The 23,502-nt window shown below is 43.3% G+C and carries 18 protein-coding genes, 10 tRNA genes, 3 rRNA genes and 1 riboswitch; of the genes, 2 read left to right on the top strand and 29 right to left on the bottom strand.

What is annotated here, in order from left to right; genetic code table 11:
* Positions 1–172 precede the first annotated feature (172 nt).
* Complete coding sequence (locus RBI_RS12005) at positions 173–358, top strand: hypothetical protein (protein WP_041337349.1); 186 nt, start codon at positions 173–175, stop codon at positions 356–358.
* Here RBI_RS12005 and RBI_RS12000 read toward each other — a convergent pair.
* The 23 genes from RBI_RS12000 to RBI_RS11890 all read right to left on the bottom strand — a co-directional run bounded on the left by RBI_RS12000 (position 355) and on the right by RBI_RS11890 (position 15,684).
* Positions 355–1,050 (bottom strand): hypothetical protein, encoded by a 696-nt coding sequence (locus tag RBI_RS12000; protein ID WP_041337348.1) that lies wholly within the window; start codon positions 1,048–1,050, stop codon positions 355–357. The two genes, RBI_RS12005 and RBI_RS12000, sit on opposite strands and share 4 nt — an antisense overlap.
* A 300-nt stretch (positions 1,051–1,350) precedes the next feature.
* Positions 1,351–1,426 (bottom strand) — tRNA-Trp (locus tag RBI_RS11995).
* Positions 1,427–1,439: 13 nt separating this feature from the next.
* Positions 1,440–1,516 (bottom strand) — tRNA-Ile (locus RBI_RS11990).
* 71 nt (positions 1,517–1,587) lie between these two features.
* Positions 1,588–1,662 (bottom strand) — tRNA-Glu (locus tag RBI_RS11985).
* A gap of 73 nt (positions 1,663–1,735) precedes the next feature.
* Positions 1,736–1,811, bottom strand: a tRNA-Lys gene (locus RBI_RS11980).
* Between the two features lie 5 nt (positions 1,812–1,816).
* Positions 1,817–1,933, bottom strand: a 5S ribosomal RNA gene (gene rrf / locus RBI_RS11975).
* A 74-nt stretch (positions 1,934–2,007) separates the two neighbouring features.
* Positions 2,008–4,844 (bottom strand): 23S ribosomal RNA (locus tag RBI_RS11970).
* A gap of 159 nt (positions 4,845–5,003) precedes the next feature.
* Positions 5,004–5,080 (bottom strand) — tRNA-Ile (locus RBI_RS11965).
* Between the two features lie 49 nt (positions 5,081–5,129).
* Positions 5,130–5,205: transfer RNA gene (locus RBI_RS11960), tRNA-Ala, on the bottom strand.
* A 146-nt stretch (positions 5,206–5,351) separates the two neighbouring features.
* Positions 5,352–6,863: ribosomal RNA gene (locus tag RBI_RS11955) — 16S ribosomal RNA — on the bottom strand.
* Together the 16S, 23S and 5S rRNA genes with 6 tRNA genes alongside form the textbook arrangement of a ribosomal RNA operon.
* Positions 6,864–7,577: 714 nt before the next feature.
* Positions 7,578–7,651, bottom strand: a tRNA-Cys gene (locus tag RBI_RS11950).
* A 4-nt stretch (positions 7,652–7,655) separates the two neighbouring features.
* Positions 7,656–7,731 (bottom strand) — tRNA-Gly (locus RBI_RS11945).
* A 61-nt stretch (positions 7,732–7,792) separates the two neighbouring features.
* A tRNA-Asp gene (locus tag RBI_RS11940) sits at positions 7,793–7,869 on the bottom strand.
* A 26-nt stretch (positions 7,870–7,895) separates the two neighbouring features.
* Positions 7,896–7,971, bottom strand: a tRNA-Val gene (locus tag RBI_RS11935).
* A gap of 162 nt (positions 7,972–8,133) precedes the next feature.
* Positions 8,134–9,003 (bottom strand): Hsp33 family molecular chaperone HslO, encoded by an 870-nt coding sequence (hslO, locus tag RBI_RS11930; protein WP_041337347.1) that lies wholly within the window; start codon positions 9,001–9,003, stop codon positions 8,134–8,136.
* Positions 9,004–9,007: 4 nt separating this feature from the next.
* Positions 9,008–9,760 carry a class I SAM-dependent DNA methyltransferase gene (locus RBI_RS11925; RefSeq protein ID WP_041337346.1) on the bottom strand — a complete coding sequence of 251 codons (753 nt, stop codon included), beginning with the start codon at positions 9,758–9,760 and terminating at the stop codon, positions 9,008–9,010.
* A complete protein-coding gene (locus tag RBI_RS11920; protein ID WP_041337345.1) occupies positions 9,760–10,062 on the bottom strand; it encodes a YerC/YecD family TrpR-related protein in 303 nt (100 codons plus the stop codon). The genes RBI_RS11925 and RBI_RS11920 overlap by 1 nt, the downstream gene beginning before the upstream one ends.
* 111 nt (positions 10,063–10,173) lie before the next feature.
* Complete coding sequence (gene yihA, locus RBI_RS11915) at positions 10,174–10,896, bottom strand: ribosome biogenesis GTP-binding protein YihA/YsxC (RefSeq protein ID WP_041337343.1); 723 nt, start codon at positions 10,894–10,896, stop codon at positions 10,174–10,176.
* An 11-nt stretch (positions 10,897–10,907) separates the two neighbouring features.
* On the bottom strand, positions 10,908–13,319 hold the full coding sequence (gene lon / locus RBI_RS11910; RefSeq protein WP_041337342.1) for an endopeptidase La: 2,412 nt from the start codon (positions 13,317–13,319) through the stop codon (positions 10,908–10,910).
* A gap of 160 nt (positions 13,320–13,479) precedes the next feature.
* On the bottom strand, positions 13,480–13,725 hold the full coding sequence (gene rpsR / locus RBI_RS11905) for a 30S ribosomal protein S18 (RefSeq protein ID WP_022287519.1): 246 nt from the start codon (positions 13,723–13,725) through the stop codon (positions 13,480–13,482).
* A gap of 46 nt (positions 13,726–13,771) precedes the next feature.
* Positions 13,772–14,296 carry a single-stranded DNA-binding protein gene (locus RBI_RS11900; RefSeq protein WP_022287518.1) on the bottom strand — a complete coding sequence of 175 codons (525 nt, stop codon included), beginning with the start codon at positions 14,294–14,296 and terminating at the stop codon, positions 13,772–13,774.
* 22 nt (positions 14,297–14,318) lie between these two features.
* On the bottom strand, positions 14,319–14,609 hold the full coding sequence (rpsF, locus tag RBI_RS11895; protein WP_022287517.1) for a 30S ribosomal protein S6: 291 nt from the start codon (positions 14,607–14,609) through the stop codon (positions 14,319–14,321).
* 130 nt (positions 14,610–14,739) lie between these two features.
* Positions 14,740–15,684 (bottom strand): RING finger protein, encoded by a 945-nt coding sequence (locus RBI_RS11890; RefSeq protein WP_051706895.1) that lies wholly within the window; start codon positions 15,682–15,684, stop codon positions 14,740–14,742.
* A gap of 159 nt (positions 15,685–15,843) precedes the next feature.
* Here RBI_RS11890 and prfB point away from each other — a divergent pair, with 159 nt between their 5' ends.
* On the top strand, positions 15,844–16,962 hold the full coding sequence (gene prfB / locus RBI_RS11885; protein ID WP_041337341.1) for a peptide chain release factor 2: 1,119 nt from the start codon (positions 15,844–15,846) through the stop codon (positions 16,960–16,962).
* A gap of 45 nt (positions 16,963–17,007) precedes the next feature.
* Here prfB and RBI_RS11880 read toward each other — a convergent pair whose 3' ends face one another.
* The 6 genes from RBI_RS11880 to RBI_RS11855 form a co-directional block, all read right to left on the bottom strand.
* Positions 17,008–17,892: a YesL family protein gene (locus RBI_RS11880; RefSeq protein WP_041337340.1), complete on the bottom strand. Its 885-nt coding sequence runs from the start codon at positions 17,890–17,892 to the stop codon at positions 17,008–17,010.
* A gap of 71 nt (positions 17,893–17,963) precedes the next feature.
* Positions 17,964–18,557, bottom strand: coding sequence for a hypothetical protein (locus RBI_RS14290; protein WP_051706894.1), 594 nt, complete (start codon positions 18,555–18,557; stop codon positions 17,964–17,966).
* Positions 18,558–18,607: 50 nt separating this feature from the next.
* Entirely contained in the window at positions 18,608–19,408 is an 801-nt protein-coding gene (proC, locus tag RBI_RS11870) for a pyrroline-5-carboxylate reductase (protein WP_041337339.1), read from the bottom strand.
* 175 nt (positions 19,409–19,583) lie between these two features.
* The gene (locus RBI_RS11865) at positions 19,584–20,222 is read right to left on the bottom strand and encodes a folate family ECF transporter S component (protein ID WP_022287511.1); all 639 of its coding nucleotides are present in this window, start codon (positions 20,220–20,222) and stop codon (positions 19,584–19,586) included.
* A gap of 117 nt (positions 20,223–20,339) precedes the next feature.
* Positions 20,340–20,441, bottom strand: a riboswitch (THF riboswitch).
* Positions 20,442–20,479: 38 nt separating this feature from the next.
* Entirely contained in the window at positions 20,480–21,442 is a 963-nt protein-coding gene (gene pfkA / locus RBI_RS11860) for a 6-phosphofructokinase (RefSeq protein ID WP_022287510.1), read from the bottom strand.
* A 129-nt stretch (positions 21,443–21,571) separates the two neighbouring features.
* On the bottom strand, positions 21,572–23,398 hold the full coding sequence (locus RBI_RS11855) for a protein kinase domain-containing protein (protein ID WP_081856057.1): 1,827 nt from the start codon (positions 23,396–23,398) through the stop codon (positions 21,572–21,574).
* Positions 23,399–23,502: the final 104 nt, after the last annotated feature.

Here is a 23,502-nt window from a genome sequence, read left to right as displayed (position 1 = left end):
CTAGAGTTAGCTCTAAGTCAACAGGTTGTAGAGATATTTTACATTTTATTAACAATCGACCTAACAAAAAAGCACGGTCATGTGCCGTGCTTAGTATATTTCTCTTGAAAAAAATTAATGCTGTGCTATAATTATAGTATCACCAATATCACACCGGAAAGGTCTTGAAAGCATGAAATACAAAGTTATAGACATAAGTGAAGAGGATTACGGCTGCGAGGGTATACCGGAGAACAGCGAACTCATGTGCAGTGTTTTGATCGAAAGCTCTGACGGCACACAAAAATGGTTGAAAATAGCTGACCGATATCTCAGAGAAAACGACATTGATATAGGCAGTGTCATCACTGCAGACTAGCCTGCCTCCCCTGGAATATCACGCATTATCCACGCAAGCTGTTCTTCTGTAGGCTCTTCTATCTCATAGCCGTTGACATGGTCGCCCTTGAAACAGTTTTGATACAGCTCCACCCATGCAAATGTTGACAGTTTGCAATCAGAATAGATTTCTTTTTCACCTTTGTACGGCAGATCTTCAGGATAGCAGGTCTTGATAATAGGATTTCCATAAGGGGTGCAGTCCTCGAACTTATCCTTATTGCTCCCAAAAGTGTCTTTACAGCACACTCCCCTCAATGAGTATCTTGCCACAAGATACTTTTCACCCTCCTCATCAGGGTTCTTTTTAAACGCTATCTGCGCCAGCTCGACAATAGCTTCTGCGGCGTATATAGGGCAAGGAATTAAATATCCGTTGTGAAGCTCAAAGATCTTGTCCTTGTAATGAAAAGTCTTTCGCTTTTCGATAGTGCCATATTCTGCATACTGAAAAATATTCAGCTCAGGGGCATCGGAGTAATAGTCGGTGACAATTTCCCCTGCCTTACTGCGGAAATAGCGTTGTTTCTGCGCTTCAAGATGGTTCGATTCCACATTTTCATCAGAAAAATAATTGTGTTCAAATTCGTCGATATCCTCAGTAAAAAACGAAGCTGTACCGCTTGTGCATGAGGGAAAGTTGGCGTCAAACAAGGTTATTTTGTATATCATATGGATTTCCTTTCTTAGAAGCAGTGCCAAGCATTTCGGTACTGCTTTTATTATATTCTATTATGTTCCCATTTGAGGTAAATAAGACTATTTTTCTTTGTCGCAAAGGAGAAAATATTCGCTCATGAGTTTGGCGAGGTGCAACTACACTCATATCTTAAATCAACATCATAATTTTGTAAATAGTTTTATTTATAAATCGCCAATAATTTGTATCTTTATGCAAATTGATACTGCAAAATTTGTAGCAGATAAACAAAAAAAGCCGCAGACAAAACGTCTACGACTTAGAAAACACTCTGGCAGGGGCAGAAGGATTCGAACCCTCGGCACGCGGTTTTGGAGACCGCTGCTCTACCAACTGAGCTATACCCCTAGATAAAAAAATGTGGTGGACCATCAGGGACTCGAACCCCGGACCCACCGGTTATGAGCCGGTTGCTCTAACCAACTGAGCTAATGGTCCACATAGAGCAAAAAAATAGCAAGCTTTTTGAGAAGCTTGCATAACGACCTCACGCAAGCGAGAGGAAATATTGGTGACCCGTGGGAGAATCGAACTCCCGATGCCGGCGTGAGAGGCCGGAGTCTTAACCGCTTGACCAACGGGCCATATAATGCTGACCTGCAGCATATAAAGAAAAACCGCAGCGAGCAAAAATATATCTGCCCGTTACGGGAAATTTGGTGCACCATCGGGGACTCGAACCCAGGACCCACTGATTAAGAGTCAGTTGCTCTACCATCTGAGCTAATGGTGCATAGGTGTCGGCAGCACCCTATCTTACCGGGACGTTACCATCCAAGTATTTTCGGCGAAGAAGAGCTTAACTACTGTGTTCGGCATGGGAACAGGTGTGACCTCAACTCAAACGCCACCGACTAAGTGAAGAGGAACGAATCCTCAAAATTGAATAATGAAAAAGCTGTTGGTTAAAAGGAGTAGTCATAACCAATAAGGTTAAGCCCTCGACCGATTAGTACTCGCTAGCTAAACACGTCACCGTGCTTACACTTTGAGCCTATCAACCTTGTAGTCTTCAAGGGGTCTTACTCTGTAAACAGAAGGGATATCTTATCTTAAGGGCGGCTTCACGCTTAGATGCCTTCAGCGTTTATCCGTTCCGCACATAGCTGCCCAGCTGTGCCACTGGCGTGACAACTGGTGCACCAGAGGTGCGTCCATCCCGGTCCTCTCGTACTAGGGACAGCTCCTTGCAAATATCCTACGCCCACGACAGATAGGGACCGAACTGTCTCACGACGTTCTGAACCCAGCTCGCGTACCGCTTTAATTGGCGAACAGCCAAACCCTTGGGACCGAATTCAGCCCCAGGATGCGATGAGCCGACATCGAGGTGCCAAACCTCCCCGTCGATGTGGACTCTTGGGGGAGATCAGCCTGTTATCCCCAGGGTAGCTTTTATCCGTTGAGCGACGGCATTTCCATTCACATACCGCCGGATCACTAACTCCAACTTTCGTTACTGCTCGAACCGTCATTCTCGCAGTTAGGCTCGCTTTTGCGTTTACACTCTGACGCATGGTTTCCATCCATGCAGAGCGAACCTTTGAGCGCCTCCGTTACTCTTTAGGAGGCGACCGCCCCAGTCAAACTGCCCACCTAACAATGTCCCCCGACTTGCTTCAAAGCCGCAGGTTAGAATTCCAGCACTCCAAGAGTGGTATCCCAAGGTCGACTCCACACAAGCTGACGCCTGTGCTTCCCAGTCTCCCACCTATCCTGTACGTGAAATACCGAAATCCAATATTAGGCTACAGTAAAGCTCCATGGGGTCTTTCCGTCTAGTCGCGGGTAACCGGCATCTTCACCGGTACTACAATTTCGCCGGGCGGGTTGTTGAGACAGTGCCCAGATCGTTACACCTTTCGTGCGGGTCAGAACTTACCTGACAAGGAATTTCGCTACCTTAGGACCGTTATAGTTACGGCCGCCGTTTACCGGGGCTTCAATTCAATGCTCTCACATCTCCTCTTAACCTTCCGGCACCGGGCAGGTGTCAGCCCCTATACGTCATCTTTCGATTTAGCAGAGACCTGTGTTTTTGCTAAACAGTCGCCTGGGCCTATTCTCTGCGGCTCAATCACTTGAGCACCCCTTATCCCTAAGTTACGGGGTCAACTTGCCGAGTTCCTTAACAACCCTTCTCCCGTTGGCCTTAGAATCTTCTTCCTATCTACCTGTGTCGGTTTGCGGTACGGGCACCTAAGATATTCATACAGCTTTTCTTGTCTCTTTCCATGATGACTTCTCTACTCATTTTCGATCCCTTACGACCGGGTCAACCATCGCCCGGCAACATCACTTCTAAAGCGTCCCTGTACTTAAATCTTTCGGTGGCTACGGAATTTCAACCGTATGTGCATCGGCTACGCGTCTCCGCCTCGCCTTAGCCCCCGGCTTACCCTGAGCGGACGAACCTTCCTCAGGAAACCTTAGATTTTCGGCCATTATGATTCTCACATAATTCTCGCTACTCATTCCGGCATTCTCACTCGAATAAAGTCCACCAGCGCTTCCGCTCTGACTTCACCCCTTATTCGACGCTCTCCTACCACTCTAAATTACTTTAGAATCCCAAGCTTCGGTACATTGTTTAGCCCCGTTGAATTTTCGGCGCAGGGTCACTCGACCAGTGAGCTATTACGCACTCTTTTAATGAGTGGCTGCTTCTAAGCCAACATCCTGGTTGTTTATGCAACCCCACATCCTTTTCCACTTAACAATGTTTAGGGACCTTAGCTGTGGGTCTGGGCTGTTTCCCTTTTGACAATGAGACTTATCTCACATTGTCTGACTCCCGTGAATCAATTATCTGGCATTCTTAGTTTGATAGGGTTCAGTAATCTTTCGACCCCTAGCCCATTCAGTGCTTTACCTCCAGTAATCTTTCACGAGGCTAGCCCTAAAGCTATTTCGGAGAGAACCAGCTATATCCGAGTTCGATTGGAATTTCTCCGCTATCCACACCTCATCACCGGCCTTTTCAACGGACGTGTGTTCGGCCCTCCATGGAGTTTTACCTCCACTTCAGCCTGGACATGGATAGGTCACTCGGTTTCGGGTCTATTGCATACGACTTTTTCGCCCTATTCAGACTTGCTCTCGCTTCGGCTCCGTGCCTTAAGCACTTAACCTTGCCGCATACAATAACTCGCCGGACCATTCTACAAAAGGTACCCGATCACACTTTGACGTGCTCTCGGTGCTTGTAAGCATAGGGTTTCAGGTTCTTTTTCACTCCCCTCCCGGGGTTCTTTTCACCGTTCCTTCACAGTACTATTCGCTATCGGTCATTAGGTAGTATTTAGGCTTGGAGGATGGTCCCCCCATCTTCCCACGGGGTTTCACGTGTCCCGCGGTACTTTGGATACAGCTCGCTGACTTTCTCTTTCGCTTACGTGACTCTCACACTCTTCGGTACGTTTTCCCACACGTTTCAACTAGAAATTATCAATGCTAAATGCTGTCCGAAACCCCATAAGTATTGCTACCTATGGTTTAGCCTCTTCCGCTTTCGCTCGCCACTACTCACAGAATCTCGGTTGATTTCTTTTCCTCGCCCTACTTAGATGTTTCAGTTCAGGCGGTTCCCCTCATATACCTATTTGATTCAGTATATGATGTATGTGCATACACATACGGATTGCTCCATTCGGAAATCTGCGGATCAATTCATACTTGCTGATCCCCGCAGCTTATCGCAGCTTATCACGTCCTTCATCGGCTCCTAATGCCAAGGCATTCTCCCTACGCTCTTCTTAGCTTAACCATTTTTGAATTATGTCTAATCCTCTTAATTTTTATGCTAATTGCAGGTTTTTTACCCGACTTTAACTTTCGTTATTGTCGTTCATTTTTCCTCATTTGCATTACTTTTGCTTTTCATTATTCAATTTTCAAGTTTCGTTCCTTGCAAGATCTCTCTTGCTGGTGGGCACAAGTGGACTCGAACCACCGACCTCACGCTTATCAGGCGTGCGCTCTAACCACCTGAGCTATGCGCCCATTATGCTTTACATAACGGCACTCAAGCTGTTCGTCTTCCTTCGTCCCTTGGTGGAGATGAGGAGAATCGAACTCCTGACCCCCTGCTTGCAAAGCAGGTGCTCTCCCAGCTGAGCTACACCCCCATATGCAGGGACTAGGTACTCCATTGTGCTGTTTTAAAGATACTGTTTCCAGCATCCTCAAAATTGAACAAAAACTACTTTCTTAAACCTTTGCTGACCGGAGAATTTGTTTATGAGAAGTTTTTTTACTTCTCCGTTCTCCATAGAAAGGAGGTGATCCAGCCGCACCTTCCGATACGGCTACCTTGTTACGACTTCACCCCAGTCATCAATCCCACCTTCGACTGCGTCCTCCTTGCGGTTAGACTACAGGCTTCGGGTGTTACCGACTCCCATGGCGTGACGGGCGGTGTGTACAAGGCCCGGGAACGTATTCACCGCAGCATGCTGATCTGCGATTACTAGCAATTCCGACTTCATGTAGGCGGGTTGCAGCCTACAATCCGAACTAAGACTGCTTTTAGGGGTTCGCTCCACCTCGCGGCTTTGCTTCCCTCTGTTGACAGCCATTGTAGTACGTGTGAGGCCCAGGTCATAAGGGGCATGATGATTTGACGTCATCCCCACCTTCCTCCGTTTTGTCAACGGCAGTCCTGCTAGAGTGCTCTTGCGTAGCAACTAACAGTAAGGGTTGCGCTCGTTGCGGGACTTAACCCAACATCTCACGACACGAGCTGACGACAACCATGCACCACCTGTCTATATGTCTCCGAAGAGATTTCACTCATCTCTGAGCTATGCATACGATGTCAAGACCTGGTAAGGTTCTTCGCGTTGCTTCGAATTAATCCACATACTCCACTGCTTGTGCGGGCCCCCGTCAATTCCTTTGAGTTTCAACCTTGCGGTCGTACTCCCCAGGTGGATTACTTATTGCGTTTGCTGCGGCACGGAAGGGGTCAGTCCCCCCACACCTAGTAATCATCGTTTACGGCGTGGACTACCAGGGTATCTAATCCTGTTTGCTCCCCACGCTTTCGAGCCTCAGCGTCAGTTAAAGCCCAGTAAGCCGCCTTCGCCACTGATGTTCCTCCTAATATCTACGCATTTCACCGCTACACTAGGAATTCCGCTTACCTCTACTTCACTCAAGAACCACAGTTTCAAATGCAGTTTATGGGTTAAGCCCATAGTTTTCACATCTGACTTGCGATCCCGCCTACGCTCCCTTTACACCCAGTAATTCCGGACAACGCTCGCTCCCTACGTATTACCGCGGCTGCTGGCACGTAGTTAGCCGGAGCTTCCTCCTCAGGTACCGTCTTTTTTCGTCCCTGAAGACAGAGGTTTACAATCCTAAAACCTTCTTCCCTCACGCGGCATCGCTGCATCAGAGTTTCCTCCATTGTGCAATATTCCCCACTGCTGCCTCCCGTAGGAGTCTGGGCCGTGTCTCAGTCCCAATGTGGCCGATCAACCTCTCAGTCCGGCTACTGATCGTCGCCTTGGTAAGCCGTTACCTTACCAACTAGCTAATCAGACGCGAGCTCATCTTTCAGCGATAAATCTTTGATAATCAAATCATGCGGTTCAATTATGTTATGCGGTATTAACGATCGTTTCCAATCGGTATCCCCCTCTGAAAGGCAGATTGCTCACGTGTTACTCACCCGTCCGCCACTAGATCAGAAAAGCAAGCTCCTCTTCTCTCGTTCGACTTGCATGTGTTAAGCGTGCCGCCAGCGTTCGTCCTGAGCCAGGATCAAACTCTTAATCAAAGTTGTATATCAAAAGCATCTCTGCTCTTGTTATCCTGTTTCAGTTCACTTCACTGAACGTACATTTCTTTTACGTCTTTATGTTAGACCTTTAATTCTTTTTCTCAAAAGAATCTCTCAAGGGTTTCGTACTATTCGTCTTTGTTCAATTTTCAAGATGCTGTTTCGTTACACTCTTTTGTGTCGTGCAACTTTTACATTATATCACACTTTTTATCTTTTGTCAACCCCTTTTCTGAAGTTTTTTCAAAAAAGTTTTTTGACTTTCGATCTTTTCGTGTTTTCTAATGTGCCGTCTTAAATCAGCTTATCTATTATATCATATCAGCTAAGCTTTGTCAAGACTTTTCTTTGTGAATTCTTTATGAATTCGTTCGAACTCTTTTGTTGAGTTCTTTTTGAGCTACTCCTTCGGTCTCTGCTGTTCTCCCGAACCTTTTACCTTCGTTTCGCTTCTTCCTTTATCGCTCTCTCTCGAGGCGACTTGTTTATTTTATCACTTTTATGCCATTTTGTCAACCCCTTTTTTCGCTTTCTGCTTTTTTTACACTTTATTTCCCTTTTCTTATCTCTTTTTGTCCATTTTGCTTTGCTCCTTTGTTCCTTTGATACAAAAAGTGACAACTGAGCGTCGCTCAGCTGTCACTTTGGATTGTTTATTATATTTAGAAAAAAAAAAAAATAAACTCACAGAACAGAAGCTCTGTGAGTCATTGGAGGCGCCACCCAGATTTGAACTGGGGATCAAGGTGTTGCAGACCTATGCCTTACCACTTGGCTATAGCGCCATATTGGAGCGGATTACGAGGCTCGAACTCGCTACCTCCACCTTGGCAAGGTGGCGCTCTACCAGATGAGCTAAATCCGCATTTAATGGTATCTACAATATTATATGCAAGATACCAAAACCTGATACATAAAGAATGTATTGGCGACCGGAATGGGGCTCGAACCCACGACCTCTAGCGTGACAGGCTAGCGTTCTAACCAGCTGAACTACCCGGCCATATGAGCGGACTTTACAAGTCCGCTTGGTGGGAACAACAGGGCTCGAACCTGTGACCCTCTGCTTGTAAGGCAGATGCTCTCCCAGCTGAGCTATGCTCCCGTTAGCTGTCGTCTTGAGTTGTATCTCTCAGCGACGATATTTATTATACACTATTCAAAGCCATTTGTCAAGAGCTTTTTTGAAATTTTTCAAAAAAGTTTAAGTCCGCAAACGCTTTATTATCGGGCATTTGAATAATGTACATAAAATATTCATTAAATATTATTCTTTTATTAACCCTAAAATCTCCTCAGGAGTAAAGTGATATTTCTTATCACAGAAGTGACACTCAACGTCAGTACCACCATCTTTAGAAAGATCTTCAAGTTCTGCCCTGCCCAAAGAAATAAGAGCATTCTCTACTCTTTCCCTTGAACAATTGCAACGATAATTAACCTCAAAATCATCAAGAACGTTCGGTTCAAGACCCTCCAAGGCTTTCATTGCAATAGCTTCTGTGGTCATACCACCACATATAAGCTTTGTTACAGACTCCATTCCGTTTATATTCTTCTCTATCTGATCTATAGCTGACTCAGGTGCAAACGGCAAAAGCTGAATAAGAAATCCACCTGCACAATTCACTGTCAGATCTGGATTTACAAGTACGCCAAGAGCGCAGACGCTTGGCACCTGCTCACTGACAGCAAGATAGTTAGTTATGTCCTCTGCTATTTCGCCTGAAACAATAGGCACTTGTCCGCAGTACGGCTCTTTAAGTCCCATGTCCTTGACCACACTAAGCGTACCATTAGAGCCTACAGCCCCTCTGACATCAAGCTTGCCTTTATCGTTAAGCGGCAGTTCCACCACTGGATTTTGTACATACGCCTTAACATTTCCCATGCTGTCAGATACGCATATAAGCGCACCTGTAGGACCGTCACCGTCCATTTTTACAGTTATAGAATCATCTTTGCCTTTAAGTCCAAATCCCATGAGCGAAGTACCCATAGCAAGTCTGCCAAGTGCCGCCGTGACCACAGCGGAAGTTTTATGTATCTCTTCAATGCGTGAAACAATATCCTTTCCGTCGATAGCGCTGCACACAACGGAAGCGTCTTTACTTATAACTCTAACTATTCTACCCATAAAATCACCCTCTGTTTATTCTCCTGCACACATAAAGAACTCTCTGCGTTTTATCATTAACTGGCGAGTCCTCAAATCCGTCATACTTTCCTATAAGCTCAAAATCATTTGACTTTACAAGCTCGCTCAAAAACTCGTCCGTGTATATCTTCTCTGTGAAATCCTCACTAAAACGACAATAAGAGCCGTCCTCCTGCTCCTCAAAGAAGTCAAGATATATGCTCACGCTGTCATCATCATTGAGCTCATTCTGCCATGCACAGAAAAGCCCATCAAGATCATAGCAGAACGCATTGTCTGCAAGGATCACTCGGTGCTTGTACACAGTATTTACATCAAATATGAAAAGTCCACCATCGCAGGTGAATTTTGATACACACTCAAAAGTCTTTCTGACAGCTTCCTCATTTTCAAGGTGATTTATGCTGTCAAGAACACAAACAACAGCATCAACTGCGCCATACAGATCAAGCTCAGTCATATCCTGCATAAGATACTGTATGTTCAGACCACTTTCATAGCGCTTATCCATGGCTTCTTCCAGCATTTGATCCGACAGATCAACGCCTACCACATCATAATCAAGACGTGCAAGTGCTTCACTGAGCGAACCTGTGCCGCAGGCAAGGTCCAAAACTACCTCATGCTCTGAACTGTATCGTTTTATAAGCTCATGACACCGTGCTGCAATTTTTCCGTAATCGACATTCTCTGTAAGCTTATCATAGTAACAGGCAAATCTGCCGTATCCGCTCATTACTTATCTTCCTTCTTATCCAATCTGTCAAAAACGATATTATATCCGCCTGAGCCGTCATAAGAAAGTGAGCGGTTCACACGGCTTATAGTTGCCGTTGAAGCACCTGTTTCGTTTACTATATCGCTGTAAACATGATCCTTTGTGAGCATTTTTGCAACCTGAAAACGCTGCGAAAGTGCTTTCAGCTCAGGTATAGTGCAAAGATCTTTAAAAAACAGCCTGCATTCCTCGACAGTTTCAAGACAAAGCACTGCTTCATAAAGATCGTCTAAATTTTTGATCTCAAGTTTCTCTTTCATGAAAAAAATCTCCTTTACGTTTCATGGTGTAAAGTGTTAAACCATAAATATATTTTAACACAAGTCATGAAAAATGTAAAGGAGAATTATGAATTTTTTATTTACTTACTCTTAATTTTTTCTTCTATTAGGCGTTAGAAAACCGCCGAATGACTTCGGCTCATCAGAAATATCCTCTTTATCATCGTAGTATTCCTCTTCTTCGTCCTCTGTATCGCTTTCTAGTTTCTCTGGTGGCGTTATCTCAGCCCCCTCGGATATATCGTCTATTATTGCCCTCAGTTCATCTACGCCCTCTCCTGTGATAGCAGAGAACTCCACACAGGTGATGTCCTCAAAGCATGGTATCTCTGTCTTGAAAGCTTCCATACGTGCTTTTCTGGCGTTAGGCTTGAGCTTATCCGCCTTGGTGAACACGATTATAAATGGTATCTCAGCGTCAATAAGATAATTTATCATCATCAGATCGTCTTTGCTCGGCGGATGACGCATATCCACAAGCTGAAAAACAAGTGCAAGCTGTCTGCTGCCGTCGTCAAGATAGCCTCCTATAAGACTGCCCCACTGCCTTTTCTCGGACTTTGATACGCTGGCATAGCCATATCCAGGCAGATCAACGATATAGATATTCTCCACAGAAAAGAAGTTTATTGTAACAGTTTTACCCGGCATAGAGCTTACTCTCGCCAAGTTTTTTCTGTTAAGAAGCTTGTTTATCAGCGACGACTTTCCCACATTCGACCTGCCAGAAAAGGCAAATTCAAGTCTGTCAGACTTGGGTATCTGCGAGAATTTTCCAAAGGATGTATAAAATTCTGCTTTGTTATAATTCATAGGCGCCCTTTCTATACCGTTAATTTTTTTCGCTCCGGCTCGTTCTTGCTTAGGAGTTCAAGCGGAACATTATTTTTGCTGTTTGGAACAAGTGCAACGTCAAGCACATCCTGAATAGTCTTTGCGAACACGAACTCGCAACAAAGCTTTACTGTATCGTCAACGTCATCAAGATCGCCCTTATTAGCAAAAGGCACAATAATAGTCTTTACCCCCGCCTTGTATGCAGCCATAGTCTTTTCACGGAGACCGCCTATAGGCAACACCTTGCCGCTAAGAGTTATCTCGCCTGTCATAGCAACGTCACTGCGTACTTTTATATTACCCAATGCAGAGATGATGCCCGTTATCATGGTAACACCTGCAGATGGACCGTCCTTAGGCACAGCACCCTCGGGAGCGTGTATATGCAAATCTTTTTTCTCGTAAAAGTCTTTATCGATGCCATATTTGTCAGCAACGCTTCTGCAATAGCTTACGGCAATCTTTGCAGACTCCTTCATAACGTCGCCAAGTGAGCCTGTAAGCTCTATTCTGCCCTTTCCGTCAAGTACAAGGACTTCCAAAGGCATGACAACTCCGCCCACTGACGTCCATGCCAGACCATTTACAGAGCCAACAGCATCTTTGTCTGATACAACATCAGGGAGATATTTCTCATGACCAAGATATTTTTCAAGATTATCCGCCTTGAAAGTAACTTTCTTAACGCCGTCTTCAACTATTTCCTTAGCAGCCTTTCGGCAAAGCGAGCCTAACTGTCTTTCAAGATTTCTCACGCCAGCCTCTCTTGTGTAGCTGTCTATAAGCTTATAGATAGCATCATTGCAGATGCGTATCTGAGATGCTTTAAGACCATTCTTACCTTCCTGCTTTTTAATAAGATGTTCCTTTGCAATATGGAACTTCTCCTCCCTAGTATAGCTAGACAACTCTATGACCTCCATACGGTCGAGAAGAGGTGCTTGAACAGTATCGAGAGTATTTGCAGTTGTAATAAACAGCACATCACTTAGATCAAATGGCACTTCAATATAATGATCTCTGAAAGCATTGTTCTGCTCGCTGTCAAGAACCTCAAGCATAGCAGACGATGGATCGCCCCTGAAATCATTGCTCATCTTGTCTATCTCATCAAGAAGAACGACAGGATTTTTACTTCCTGCAAGCTTCATGGCATTCATTATTCTTCCTGGCATTGCACCAACATACGTCTTTCTGTGACCTCTGATATCACTTTCGTCCTTAACACCGCCCAATGAGACCCTTACAAAGTTTCGATTAAGTGCTCTAGCGACAGACTTTGCCACTGAAGTTTTGCCAACGCCTGGAGGACCAACAAGACAGAGGATCTGCCCCTTGACATCAGGAGTAAGCGCTCTTACTGCAAGATTTTCAAGTATTCTATCCTTGACCTTTGCCATGCCATAGTGATCCTTGTCAAGTATCTGCTTTGCCTTTTTAACGTCTGTCCTATCCTTTGTGACAGCATTCCACGGCAATGCAAGCACTGTGTCGAGATAATTTCTCAGCACAACACCCTCCTGTGACATCATACCCATCTTGGAAAGCTTCCTGACCTCGCCCATAAGCTTATCACGAACTTCTTCGGACAATACAAGTGAATCTATCCTATGTGTGTACTCATCGATCTCATTTACATCTGAGCCGTCTTCATTTTCACCCAACTCATTCTGTAACGCCTTGATCTGCTCACGAATATAGTATTCGCGCTGACTTTCTTCTATCTGCGAATGGACCTGACTATGTATCCTTCTTTCAAGAGATAAAACATTGGTCTCTCGTGAAAGTATAGTGACCATAAGAATTAGCTTATCTGAAACAGATGGGGCTTCAAGAAGCGACTGTCTGTCAGTAAAAGCTAATGGAATATTAAATGCCAAACTTTCAAAAAGTTGAACAGGCGTTTTAGAACCAAGTATCTGGGCATAAAGTTCTTCAGGCATTTTAGGAACCACCTGAACATACTCTTCAAACTCATCTAAGACCGAACGAAAAACAGCAAGTTGTTCGTCATCGTCAAGCCTATCCTTTGAATAATTTGGTACAAGTCTTACATCAGCTTCATAGCAATCATCATACTGATAAAACTCAGCAAGTCTCGCTTTACGCAGACCTTCCACATAGCATCTGTATATTCCATCAGGCGCTTTAACGATCTGTCTTACCTTTGCTACAGTACCCACCTTGAACATATCCTTTTTTTCAGGCATTTCAAGATAAACGTCTTTTTGCGCACAAAGAAAAACAAGTTGATCGCCGTCCATGGCATTTTTCATGCTCTTTATAGTTCTTGGTCTGCCAACATCAAAATGCATAGACATTCCAGGAAAAACTACCAGATCTCTCGTTGGAACACACGGCATAATATTATTTATTTTAACATCAGTTTTATCTTTCATAGTTGCTCCATTTCCTTACAGCTCTACAAATACTGTAATGCTTTGTTATACAGCTTTAGTATATAATATCACATTTATGATACATTTGCAAGCCCCACTCAGAAACTTCCCCTTAACAAAAAGAGGCACCTATAAAGGTACCTCAAAATAGAAAACACTATTAGTCAGCTACATATGGAAGAAGTGCCACATGACGTGCTCTCTTGATAGCTGTTGTAAGTTCTCTCTGATGATAAGCACAAGTGCCAGTTACACGTCTAGGGAGGATCTTAGCTCTCTCTGTCATGCACTTTCTAAGCTTTGCGATATCCTTATAGTCGATCTTTTCAGCTCTGTCTGCACAGAACATACAAACCTTCTTACGACCTCTCTTCATAGGTCTGCTTGTATTTCTTTCCTTTTCCATGGTAAATTTCCCTCCTTAGAGAAATATTTTTTCAAAACTCCTCTGCTTAGAACGGTACTCCGTCATCGGTCAATACTTCTTCAAAATCATCAAGGTCACCAATGGACAAAGCGTCATTTGATGGAGCATTGTTATAGTTATTCTGATTAGAATTGTTTGCAGGCTGTGAATATCCACCATTGTTCTGCTGGTAATTATTCTGCTGATAACCACCATTTCCGTAGTTATTGGAATAGTTACCTGCTCCCTGCTGTTTTGGTTCACCCGTGAAAGACACACTGTCAACATTGACCTCAGTTGTATAATGCTTTACACCATTCTTGTCATCATAAGAACCTGTTCTTATCTGACCTTCAAGAGCGATCATTCTGCCCTTTGAAAAGTATCTGTTGATAAATTCAGCTCTCTGTCCCCAAGCAGTGCAAGTAATAAAATCAGTCTGCCTTTCAGCACCCTGACGAACTGGTCTGTCAACTGCAACATTGAATCTCAAAACTGCATTTCCACTAGGAGTCTGTCTTACTTCAAGATCCTGAGTGATCCTACCCATTAAAATAACTCTGTTAAGCATAACTTTTCCCTCTTTCGCAGTTTTACTTGACCGTTACTAAGAAACGGATCACGCCGTCTGTGATACCAAGAATTCTCTCAAGCTCAGCCGGAAACTCAGGCGTAGATGTGAATGACCACAGTACATAAGTACCTTCTGTTTCATAATTGATAGCATAAGCCAGCTTACGCTTGCCCCAATTACTAAGTGTAACGTCGCTTGCGTTTGCCTCGATCAAGTCATTGAACTTAGCTGTGAGTGTGTTTACAGCCTCCTCGTCAAGCTTAGAGCTGAAAATTACCATAGCCTCATAAGACTCATTAATTTTTGCCATTGCATTTGCACCTCCTTTTGGATTTCGCCTGTGCCGCAATTTGCACAAGCAAGGATAACTCAATTATTATAACACAAGACCGATTATCTGTCAAGTGTCACTTGCGTTTTTTTATGAACTTTTTGTAAAATCATGCAAATATCTTTGTAACACCAAAAATGCCAAACACAACTATCGCAGAATAAACGGCAAAGCCAAGAATAACAGCCCCCCATGACGTACCGCCCTTTGCTACTATCTTTTCGGCTATCTCCTGCTCAGTGCCGTCCTCCGACCTTATCTCACGGATCTTTTTTTGTGCAAACTTATAATACATATAATTGCCGAAAAAGCCTGCCACAAACTGAAGTGCCATTGAAACATACCATGTCGCAGCGGAAATGCCCTGAAAAACCCTTCCGGTCACATCGATGCCGATATCAAGCGAGAAACCCATTGTCCCTGCACTAAGATATTCTATCGCAGTAGGTATATTGAGCAGTGCCGTAGCCACAAGCATGATGATACCCACAATATTCATTTTTCTAAACAGAAAATACAGGTGTGGAAAAAGGAAAGCCGCAAAGTTTATGGAAATCTTTCCACCAAATTTACCAAAACGTATAAAGTTAGACAAAAATATGAGCGGATTTGTCTTTACAAATTTTGCATAGTCATCTAGTTTAATGCCTTCAAGATCTGAGTCCTTATCAAATACAACCTGTCTGCCAAACGGACCGTAAGGCTGTCCGTCAGGGCCGGTCTGCTGAGCGTTATTTTGCGTGTCCATGTCGTTGAATGGACGTTCCTCAGTATCATTTTTCGTAAGCGGTGTTCCGCACTTTTCACAAAATAGCTTGTCAGGCGGATTTTCAAAACCGCAGCGTATACAGCGTATATTCTCACTTTCTACACTCTCCTGAGTTTGCTCCCAGCTCTGACCACTTTCATGCAAAGCGTCATTTATGCACTTTCCTTCTTTAAGATAACACTCACGATGATAAGGTGTGCCACACTCAGGACATACAACTATATCGTCACCATCTTTGAATACTTCTCCGCAGGAAAAGCATTTTTTTCCTGTATAATTAGCCATATCGGGTTTCCTTTCTTGCTGAAACAGGCTTTTTAAAGCTCTTAAGTAACATTATAGCACAACTTTCAGGAAAATGCTATAGTTTTTTTATATTTTTCCTTTACTTTTCACAAAAAAAGTTTTATAATATATAATGATATAAAATAAGGAGAAAAAGATATGGTATTTTTAGAAAACTTAAAGTCAGAGCTTGAAGCTCTTAGACCTATCATCAGCGAGCTGCATGACGTATACGATATTGAGCGTTCTCAGGAAAGGATCGCAGAGCTTCACGAAAAAGCCGCAGAACCTAATTTTTGGGACGACATGGAGAAATCGCAGAAGGTTTTGCAGGAAACAAGAAATCTTGAGGGCAAACTGGAAAAATACAATAAATTCAAGTCGTCATTTGAGGATATCGAAGTGCTTATTGAAATGGCAGCCGATGAGGGTGACGAGGACATGATCGACGAAATACAGTCTGACCTTAAAACTCTAAAAGAGGGTCTTGACGCCGCACAGCTTGACACTCTGCTCACAGGCGAGTATGATCACAACAACGCTATCATCAACTTTCATGCAGGAGCAGGCGGAACTGAGGCGCAGGATTGGAGCGAAATGCTTTTCAGGATGTATCACAAATGGTGTGAAAGCCACGGCTTCAAAATGACTACTCTTGATTATCTCGAGGGTGCAGAGGCTGGCATGAAGAGTGCCTCCGTTATCGTGGAGGGTGAAAACGCTTATGGCTATCTTAAAAGTGAAGCAGGAATACACAGACTAGTGCGTATCTCACCTTTCGACAGCTCAGGAAGCAGACACACGTCATTCTCAGCGGTGGACGTTATGCCTGAAATAGACGATACAATCGAAGTAGATATCCGTCCTGAGGACATTAAAATGGACGTTTATCGTGCAAGCGGTGCAGGCGGACAGCACATCAACAAAACCTCATCAGCCGTAAGACTTACCCACATACCAACAGGCATCGTTACATCATGCCAGACACAGCGTTCACAGTTCCAGAACAGGGATTATGCAATGAAAATGCTCAAAGCAGAGCTTATCAAAATAAAAGAGCGTGAACATCTAGAGAAGATAGAGGATATCAAGGGTGTTCAGAAAGAGATCGCATGGGGTGCCCAGATACGTTCCTATGTTTTCATGCCATACACTCTTGTAAAAGATCACAGAACGGGTTTTGAAAACAGCAATGTAAACGCTGTTATGGACGGCGACCTTGACGGTTTCATAAACGCTTATCTCAAAGCGCTTTCACTTGGCGAAATCGAAAAATAATTAGCATAAACAAAGGACAGTTCAAACGAGCTGTCCTTATGTTTTTTATGAGATTGTTTTGCCTTTTTTTCTGCTCTCTTTGGTCTTGACAGGAGTTTCTTCCGCCGCTCTATCCTCAAAGAGCTGTTCGTCAGGGTCTGCATTCTTGTATGCGAACTCAGGATTGCTTTCACCACGCTGATCGTAGTAAGGCTGGATAACGTGTTTTCTGATAACAGGATAACAATTGAAGCAAGTCACGAAGCATATGAACGAAAGAGGCCAAAATGGCAATATGAACAGAGAATACGGCAGGAAAAGATACATCATAACAATAACGATAAGCGATACCAGAAGTGACCAAAGAGACTGCTTTATGCCAAGACTCACAAGATAAAACGAGTTCTTTATTATCTGCTTCATGTTAAGGTTAGTGGAGCTTATCATAAGATAGATGTAAAAGTGCATCATGAAGAATACGATAAGACAGCTTATGCAGATAACAAACGGAATGTATATCATGGAGTTCTGCTCTGCCCAATATTTATACATTGGAATCCCGACCATAAATCCTATAGCGAAGATGATATCTATGGCACCCATGATAGTGCCCTGCTTGAAATTCTTCTTGAAAGAATCCCAGAAATCATGTAGCAGAAACGCATTTCTTTCCTGAGAATAATTTCGGCAAACCTTTGTCATTGCAGCCGTTGCAGGTCCTACCAATACTGACGGTATCGCCAGTAAGAGCCATATTGGATTTGATGTCATAAGCATAAGTATGACCATAAGCGTCAGCGGTATGCAGAAAACAAAATACAGCAAATTAAGCTCCATAAGCTTCCACATATGCCTGCCATAGACTTCAAAAAACTTAAAAATACCCTTTTTCTCCTGAGGTGCTTTAAGCACACCTCTGCCAGGGGTATTGTAATTACCAAATAAAGACATTACACTGCTCCTTAAAATTAATAGTCCCCGAAATTGCCCCGAATTTTATTTCATTCTTTGTATACTGTATACTAAATTCGTCCTGCAAAAATAATCGTCAGCAGACATTCAAGCGCAGCCGCAACAGCCGCCGCTGCTTCAAGCACAAGAAACTTAACAGCATAAAGCCGCACCGTCTGTCGCAGACCGCTATGCTGTCCTTCAGAAAAAACAATGCACAGCAGGATATTTGACATAGCGACAGCTTCCCTTGCGGCTATAATAAGTGCCGCAGCTGTTATGACCGCAGGAATAAGTACAAACATCGCTGAAAGTAACGCACCATGTCCGCCGTAAATGCTGTAAAGCTGAGACATTGCAACACCCCAGCCCATGCCACGCAACAGCAATACTGCAACAGCTAAAGGCTGTCCCAGTGAAGAAAAACCTGACAAAAACACAACTGCTAAAAAAACAGTCGAACTGAAAAAAGACCTCACAAGAATTTCTTCAAGATCACCTGACGACCTCACGTCAACGAAGCTGTTTGAAAACACCGACAGCATTGAAAGCTCGTCGCTGCCCATAAAGCAAAAAGTAACAGCACCCAAAAGCGCACCAATCAGGATAGCTCCTGCAAAAAATGCAAGAACTCCGCTTTTGTATATGCCTGTCCCGCTGTTCATTATACATCACTCCTTTGAGTAATGTATATGCCACGGTGCAGAAAAAATAACTATTTTGAAAGCTCGTAAGCTCTCTTAGTGCAAGCCTTGCAGCAATTCTCAACAGCCTTTGGCAGACCGCCCTCACGGAGCTTTTCAAGACCAGCAATAGTTGTGCCACCCTTTGATGATACCATTTCAATAAGCTCATCAAGTGACTTGCCACTGTCAGTTATCATTTTAGCAGAGCCGATAAGCGACTTTGCAAAAAGATCTCTTGCAACTGTTTCATCGATATCAACGCTCTTTGCATACTCTACGAATGCCTGAGCATACAGATAGATAAAAGCAGGAGATGAACCGTTTATTGCTATTATCTCTTTCATTTTATCCTTTGATATGACGGCATACATACCGCATGAGCCAAAGATATTGCAAACAAGCTCAAACTCCTCATCTGTTACGCTGTCAGAGCGTGAAAGAGCAGTTGCGCCCTCCCCAAGAAGAAGAGGAGTGTTTGGCATAACAAGCACTACCTTTGCGCCAGCCACAGTTTTTGAAGCGATATAATCATCTGTAATGCCTGCGCAGATAGAAACTATGACCGTATCTTTCGTTACCGCAGGAGCTATCTCATCAAGCACCTCGTCAAGCTGCTGAGGCTTAATTGCAAGAAAAACATATTCTGACTTTTCAACTACCTCTGCACAGCCTGAACATTTTACTGTTCCAAGCTCGTCAAGTCTATCAAGTATCGGAGCATATTTATCAAAAGCGTAAAGCTGAATATCCTTACTCATTTTACTGCCTGCAATGCCCTTCATGATAGCATAGCCCATATTTCCTGCACCGATAAAACCAACATTTATCATACACTCAAGACCTTTCTGAATAAAAGGCAGAAGCCTGCCTTAAAAATAACTTAATTTTAATTATACACTAAATCTCAACGGATTTCAAGTGTTTCACCTAAATTTCACATTAGTACCCCATTTTTATTGTATATTTTCACGCAAAAAACAGCGACATTTCTGCCGCTGCTTTAAATCATGTATTTGTCGCTTTATGTCCAAACTGTGTTCTTACTTTTTCATAAGCAAACTTCACAGCAGGCAGGAATAACATGAGCAAGATCAGATCCACAGGGAGCTGGATAAGATTTTTCGCTATTCTCGGTGTGCAGTATGTAAGAAAACCGCTCATTCCTTCTTTGGTGAGGTTTGTGATGCCAAAAGTCTTGTTTACATAAAGTGTATACAGGAAATAAGAATTAAGTCCTATATTACAGAAAAGTATAACACTTCCTCTTGCAATTGCGATTCTTATGTAGCTTTGAAGCTTTTTGTTGTTAAAATCGCACTTATACAACAAACAGCCGTAGATGATACCTGAAATAATAACTACCATTGCAAGCTGTGGACTGTAGGCTCTCGGAGATTTGTTCTGCACTATATATCCTAGAAAGTCAAGCACAAATGTAGACATTCCACATACCACAGGTCCGTAAAGCATACCTATAGTACAGGTTGCAAGAAAAGTGAAACCAATCCTCAAGTCAGGCGTTACCTCAATGGAAAATGATCTGATAGCAAACGCCAACGCTATCAGTATTCCTGCTGTTGTCAATGTTCTAAGATCTTTCAGTGACTTGAAAGAGTCATAGAACATTCTTCCGAAGCTCTTCATAAATTTACCTCCTTATTCTGCGAGCTTGTCGCTTTGTGCATAACGGAGCATAAAAACAGCTCTGCACACTACCCATGCGGGATGTGCAGAGCCGCTATAAAAAGCTTCAATTACACATTCAGCGGGATGCGAAAACCGAACCGCAAAGATTCTGCCTTTTTCGTTCCGACGGCAACTCCCCGTCCGACGGACACTTAACGCTCAGTTTTCTACTCTGTAATATGTCAAAGTCTTAAAGACTCAGACCTCATGAAAAATTAGAATGCAGTTTCATTGAGGATCTTGTAAAGCTCTTCCTCGAAAGGCTTCTTCATTGAAAGAGCCTCCTGAATATCTACATCATATATCTTGTTGTCCTTCATACCAACAACTCTGTTGCCAATGCCCTGCTCGAGCAGTTCAACAGCGTGATAGCCCATTTCAGTTGCGACAACTCTATCTCTTACTGTAGGAGAGCCGCCTCTCTGAACATGACCGAGAATAGTAGCTCTTGACTCGACACCAGTAATATCCTGAAGAGTTCTTGTGATATACTCTGTCTTGCCAACACCCTCAGCAACTACAATGATAAAATGTGTCTTGCCTGACTTCTTTGTCTGCTCCATCTTCTGAGCAATAGCATTGAGGTCATAAGGCTTCTCAGGTGTGATAACAGCCTCAGCGCCTACAGCAGCAGCAACGTTGATAGCAATGTGACCAGCGTTTCTGCCCATTACCTCAACTACTGAACATCTGTCATGTGACTGTGCTGTATCTCTGATCTTATCGATCATTTCCATAGCCGTGTTCATAGCTGTGTCATAACCGATAGTATATTCTGTGCATGAAATATCGTTGTCTATAGTACCAGGCAGACCGATACATGGGATACCCTGTGCTGAAAGATCAGCCGCACCTCTGAATGAGCCGTCACCACCGATAACTACGATACCGTCAAGGCCCATTTCAAGACACTTATCTCTGCCCTTCTTTACGCCCTCGATATCTCTGAATTCAGGACATCTTGCAGTATAAAGACAAGTACCGCCTCTCTGGATTATGCCAGAAACAGTTCTTGCATTCATCTCAATAACTTCACCATTAAGAAGACCGTTATATCCTCTGAGGATACCTACGACTTCCATACCCTTTGCAAGACCAGCTCTGCATACTGCTCTGACAGCAGCGTTCATTCCCGGAGCATCTCCTCCGCTGGTAAGTACACCAATTTTCTTAGCCATGTAAAATACCTCCAAACCAGGAAACAATTTATCCTGTTACTTTCCTAATAATCTATAATGAGCATAGCACAAAGCCCCTGAATTGTCAAGGGCTTTGTTTATTTTTTAACATTTTATTAAACGTTTTCGTTATTCAGCAGGCACAACAGCCGGAGCTGGTGTTGTTTCAGAAGAGCTGCCTGTGTTCGTATCAGGCTTAGGCTCTGTTGCCTTTGTTGTAGTGGTCGTAGTAGTCACAAGACCTGCGGAAACTGTAACTGTAAGCACATCACCATTTTTAACATTCACAGTGTTTCCAACATTAACGCTCGTCGCCATAACATATCCTGCAGAAACAGAGCTTGAGAAATCGGTAACGACCTTATACTTGATATTATAAGAATCAAGTAGCTCAAGGTAAGCCTTCTTTGACAGACCAGAGAAATCAGGAACAGAAACATTTTCAGGACCTGCACATACTTTAAGAACAAGCTCATTTTTCAAAGACGGATCAAAATCAGTACCCTCTGGTATGCTCTGCTCTTTAACAACGTCCTTATCGTCAACATCAGAATAATAATATTCAGCCTTGATAGTAAAATCCTCACCAAGCTGTTTTACAACAGTATTGTATTCCAGACCCACAACGTTAGGCATTATAGCGCCATAGCCATATTCTGACTGACTTTCAGCATCAGTCACCTTAGGCGTAGCAACTGTGGTGCTGTAAACGAATACCTCGCTGTCAACTCCATCTGCATCATCAGAAGAAATGACCTTATCCTCAGACGAATCATTATTGCTGTCCGACGGACCTGAAAACAACTCATATAGCAGAAAAACTGAAAGCAAAAGCACTATCACAAGCACAGTCCAGCCTATTATCGTAGCCGTTTTATTCTTAGGCTTTTCTTCCTCACGAGTCTGCTGTGGCATTTGCCTTGACTGCGTTCTTTGTCTTGGAACATGCTGTATAGGAATAGTCTGAGTTGAACCCTTAGGGTGTTCCATATGCGTTGTATGCTGCTCAAAAAGTGCAGTAACAAGCTCTGAAACTGTCTGTATTCTTTCTTCGCCACGAACTCTCATAGCTCTTGAAAGAACTCGTGAGATATGCTGTGGTATTCTCGGATTGACTCTGCAAGCTTCGACCATAGTATCATTCTTTGTACGTGTATAAGCGTCAAGGGGCATACAGCCTGTTAGTATTCTATAAAGAACTGCAGCAAGTGCATAAACGTCAGTCCATGTGCCCTGCCATTCTAACGAAGAATATTGCTCAGGAGCGGTATATCCTGAATAGAACTCAGGAGAAAGCCCTGTATTAGATGTTCTTATAGAACTTATGCAAAAGCCTGTAAGTTTAAGCTCACAATCAGTTGTAACAATAATATTTTCAGGAGATATTCCCCTGTGTATGATACCTGCATTATGTATAATGCTCAATGTTGTAAACAATGGCACAAAAAGCTTTTTGACCTGTTCCCATGTGAGAAAGCCTGTATTTGACTGTAAAAATTTCTTTAGCGTCACGCCCTCCACATATTCGAGTATGACATAGGTCGTATTATTCTCGCAAAACATATCCTTTGCCGTGGCGATATGCTGAAGATTTCTCATGCGTGAAAGAACTTTGTTCACGTCTGCAAACTCAGACATAAATGTCTTATACTTAGCCAGACAATCTGGGTTCACCACAAGTCGCTGACTTTCGCTGTCTCTTTCGCAAAGAGTGTCAGGCATATACTCTCTTGCCACACACTTACATTTGCCAACCATATCGTAGCAAATGTAAGACGCACCCTCACCATTATATGAAAGCATTTTTCCGACTATATATCTGTTGTCAAGCACTGTTCTCGGTGCAAGATAAGCCTGTAAATGCGGGATATCGTCGGTATAGCTACAATAATGACAGCGACCGTCAGAACCAAGTTCGTTCATACAGCCCATACATAATTTAGTACTAGGATCCATACCGAACCTCCTTTTTACGTTATTCATCAATTTATATTAGCAACAAACCGAGCATAAGTCAAGTTTTTTTTGTGAAATTGTAGAATTTACGCAACAATTTGTAT

This window comes from Ruminococcus bicirculans (ex Wegman et al. 2014) (assembly GCF_000723465.1).
In the GTDB taxonomy this organism is placed as follows: domain Bacteria; phylum Bacillota; class Clostridia; order Oscillospirales; family Ruminococcaceae; genus Hominimerdicola; species Hominimerdicola aceti.
The sequence above is the reverse complement of the archived record's forward strand: the minus strand, read 5'-3'. Positions and strand labels throughout refer to the sequence as shown.

Excerpts from the sequence above, each read along its gene's own strand:
- RBI_RS12005 (WP_041337349.1), top strand. The coding sequence starts at position 173 with ATGAAATACAAAGTTATAGACATAAGTGAAGAGGATTACGGCTGCGAG.
- RBI_RS12000 (WP_041337348.1), bottom strand. The coding sequence starts at position 1,050 with ATGATATACAAAATAACCTTGTTTGACGCCAACTTTCCCTCATGCACA.
- hslO (WP_041337347.1), bottom strand. The coding sequence starts at position 9,003 with ATGGGTAGAATAGTTAGAGTTATAAGTAAAGACGCTTCCGTTGTGTGC.
- RBI_RS11925 (WP_041337346.1), bottom strand. The coding sequence starts at position 9,760 with ATGAGCGGATACGGCAGATTTGCCTGTTACTATGATAAGCTTACAGAG.
- RBI_RS11920 (WP_041337345.1), bottom strand. The coding sequence starts at position 10,062 with ATGAAAGAGAAACTTGAGATCAAAAATTTAGACGATCTTTATGAAGCA.
- yihA (WP_041337343.1), bottom strand. The coding sequence starts at position 10,896 with ATGAATTATAACAAAGCAGAATTTTATACATCCTTTGGAAAATTCTCG.
- lon (WP_041337342.1), bottom strand. The coding sequence starts at position 13,319 with ATGAAAGATAAAACTGATGTTAAAATAAATAATATTATGCCGTGTGTT.
- rpsR (WP_022287519.1), bottom strand. The coding sequence starts at position 13,725 with ATGGAAAAGGAAAGAAATACAAGCAGACCTATGAAGAGAGGTCGTAAG.
- RBI_RS11900 (WP_022287518.1), bottom strand. The coding sequence starts at position 14,296 with ATGCTTAACAGAGTTATTTTAATGGGTAGGATCACTCAGGATCTTGAA.
- rpsF (WP_022287517.1), bottom strand. The coding sequence starts at position 14,609 with ATGGCAAAAATTAATGAGTCTTATGAGGCTATGGTAATTTTCAGCTCT.
- RBI_RS11890 (WP_051706895.1), bottom strand. The coding sequence starts at position 15,684 with ATGGCTAATTATACAGGAAAAAAATGCTTTTCCTGCGGAGAAGTATTC.
- prfB (WP_041337341.1), top strand. The coding sequence starts at position 15,844 with ATGGTATTTTTAGAAAACTTAAAGTCAGAGCTTGAAGCTCTTAGACCT.
- RBI_RS11880 (WP_041337340.1), bottom strand. The coding sequence starts at position 17,892 with ATGTCTTTATTTGGTAATTACAATACCCCTGGCAGAGGTGTGCTTAAA.
- RBI_RS14290 (WP_051706894.1), bottom strand. The coding sequence starts at position 18,557 with ATGAACAGCGGGACAGGCATATACAAAAGCGGAGTTCTTGCATTTTTT.
- proC (WP_041337339.1), bottom strand. The coding sequence starts at position 19,408 with ATGATAAATGTTGGTTTTATCGGTGCAGGAAATATGGGCTATGCTATC.
- RBI_RS11865 (WP_022287511.1), bottom strand. The coding sequence starts at position 20,222 with ATGAAGAGCTTCGGAAGAATGTTCTATGACTCTTTCAAGTCACTGAAA.
- pfkA (WP_022287510.1), bottom strand. The coding sequence starts at position 21,442 with ATGGCTAAGAAAATTGGTGTACTTACCAGCGGAGGAGATGCTCCGGGA.
- RBI_RS11855 (WP_081856057.1), bottom strand. The coding sequence starts at position 23,398 with ATGGATCCTAGTACTAAATTATGTATGGGCTGTATGAACGAACTTGGT.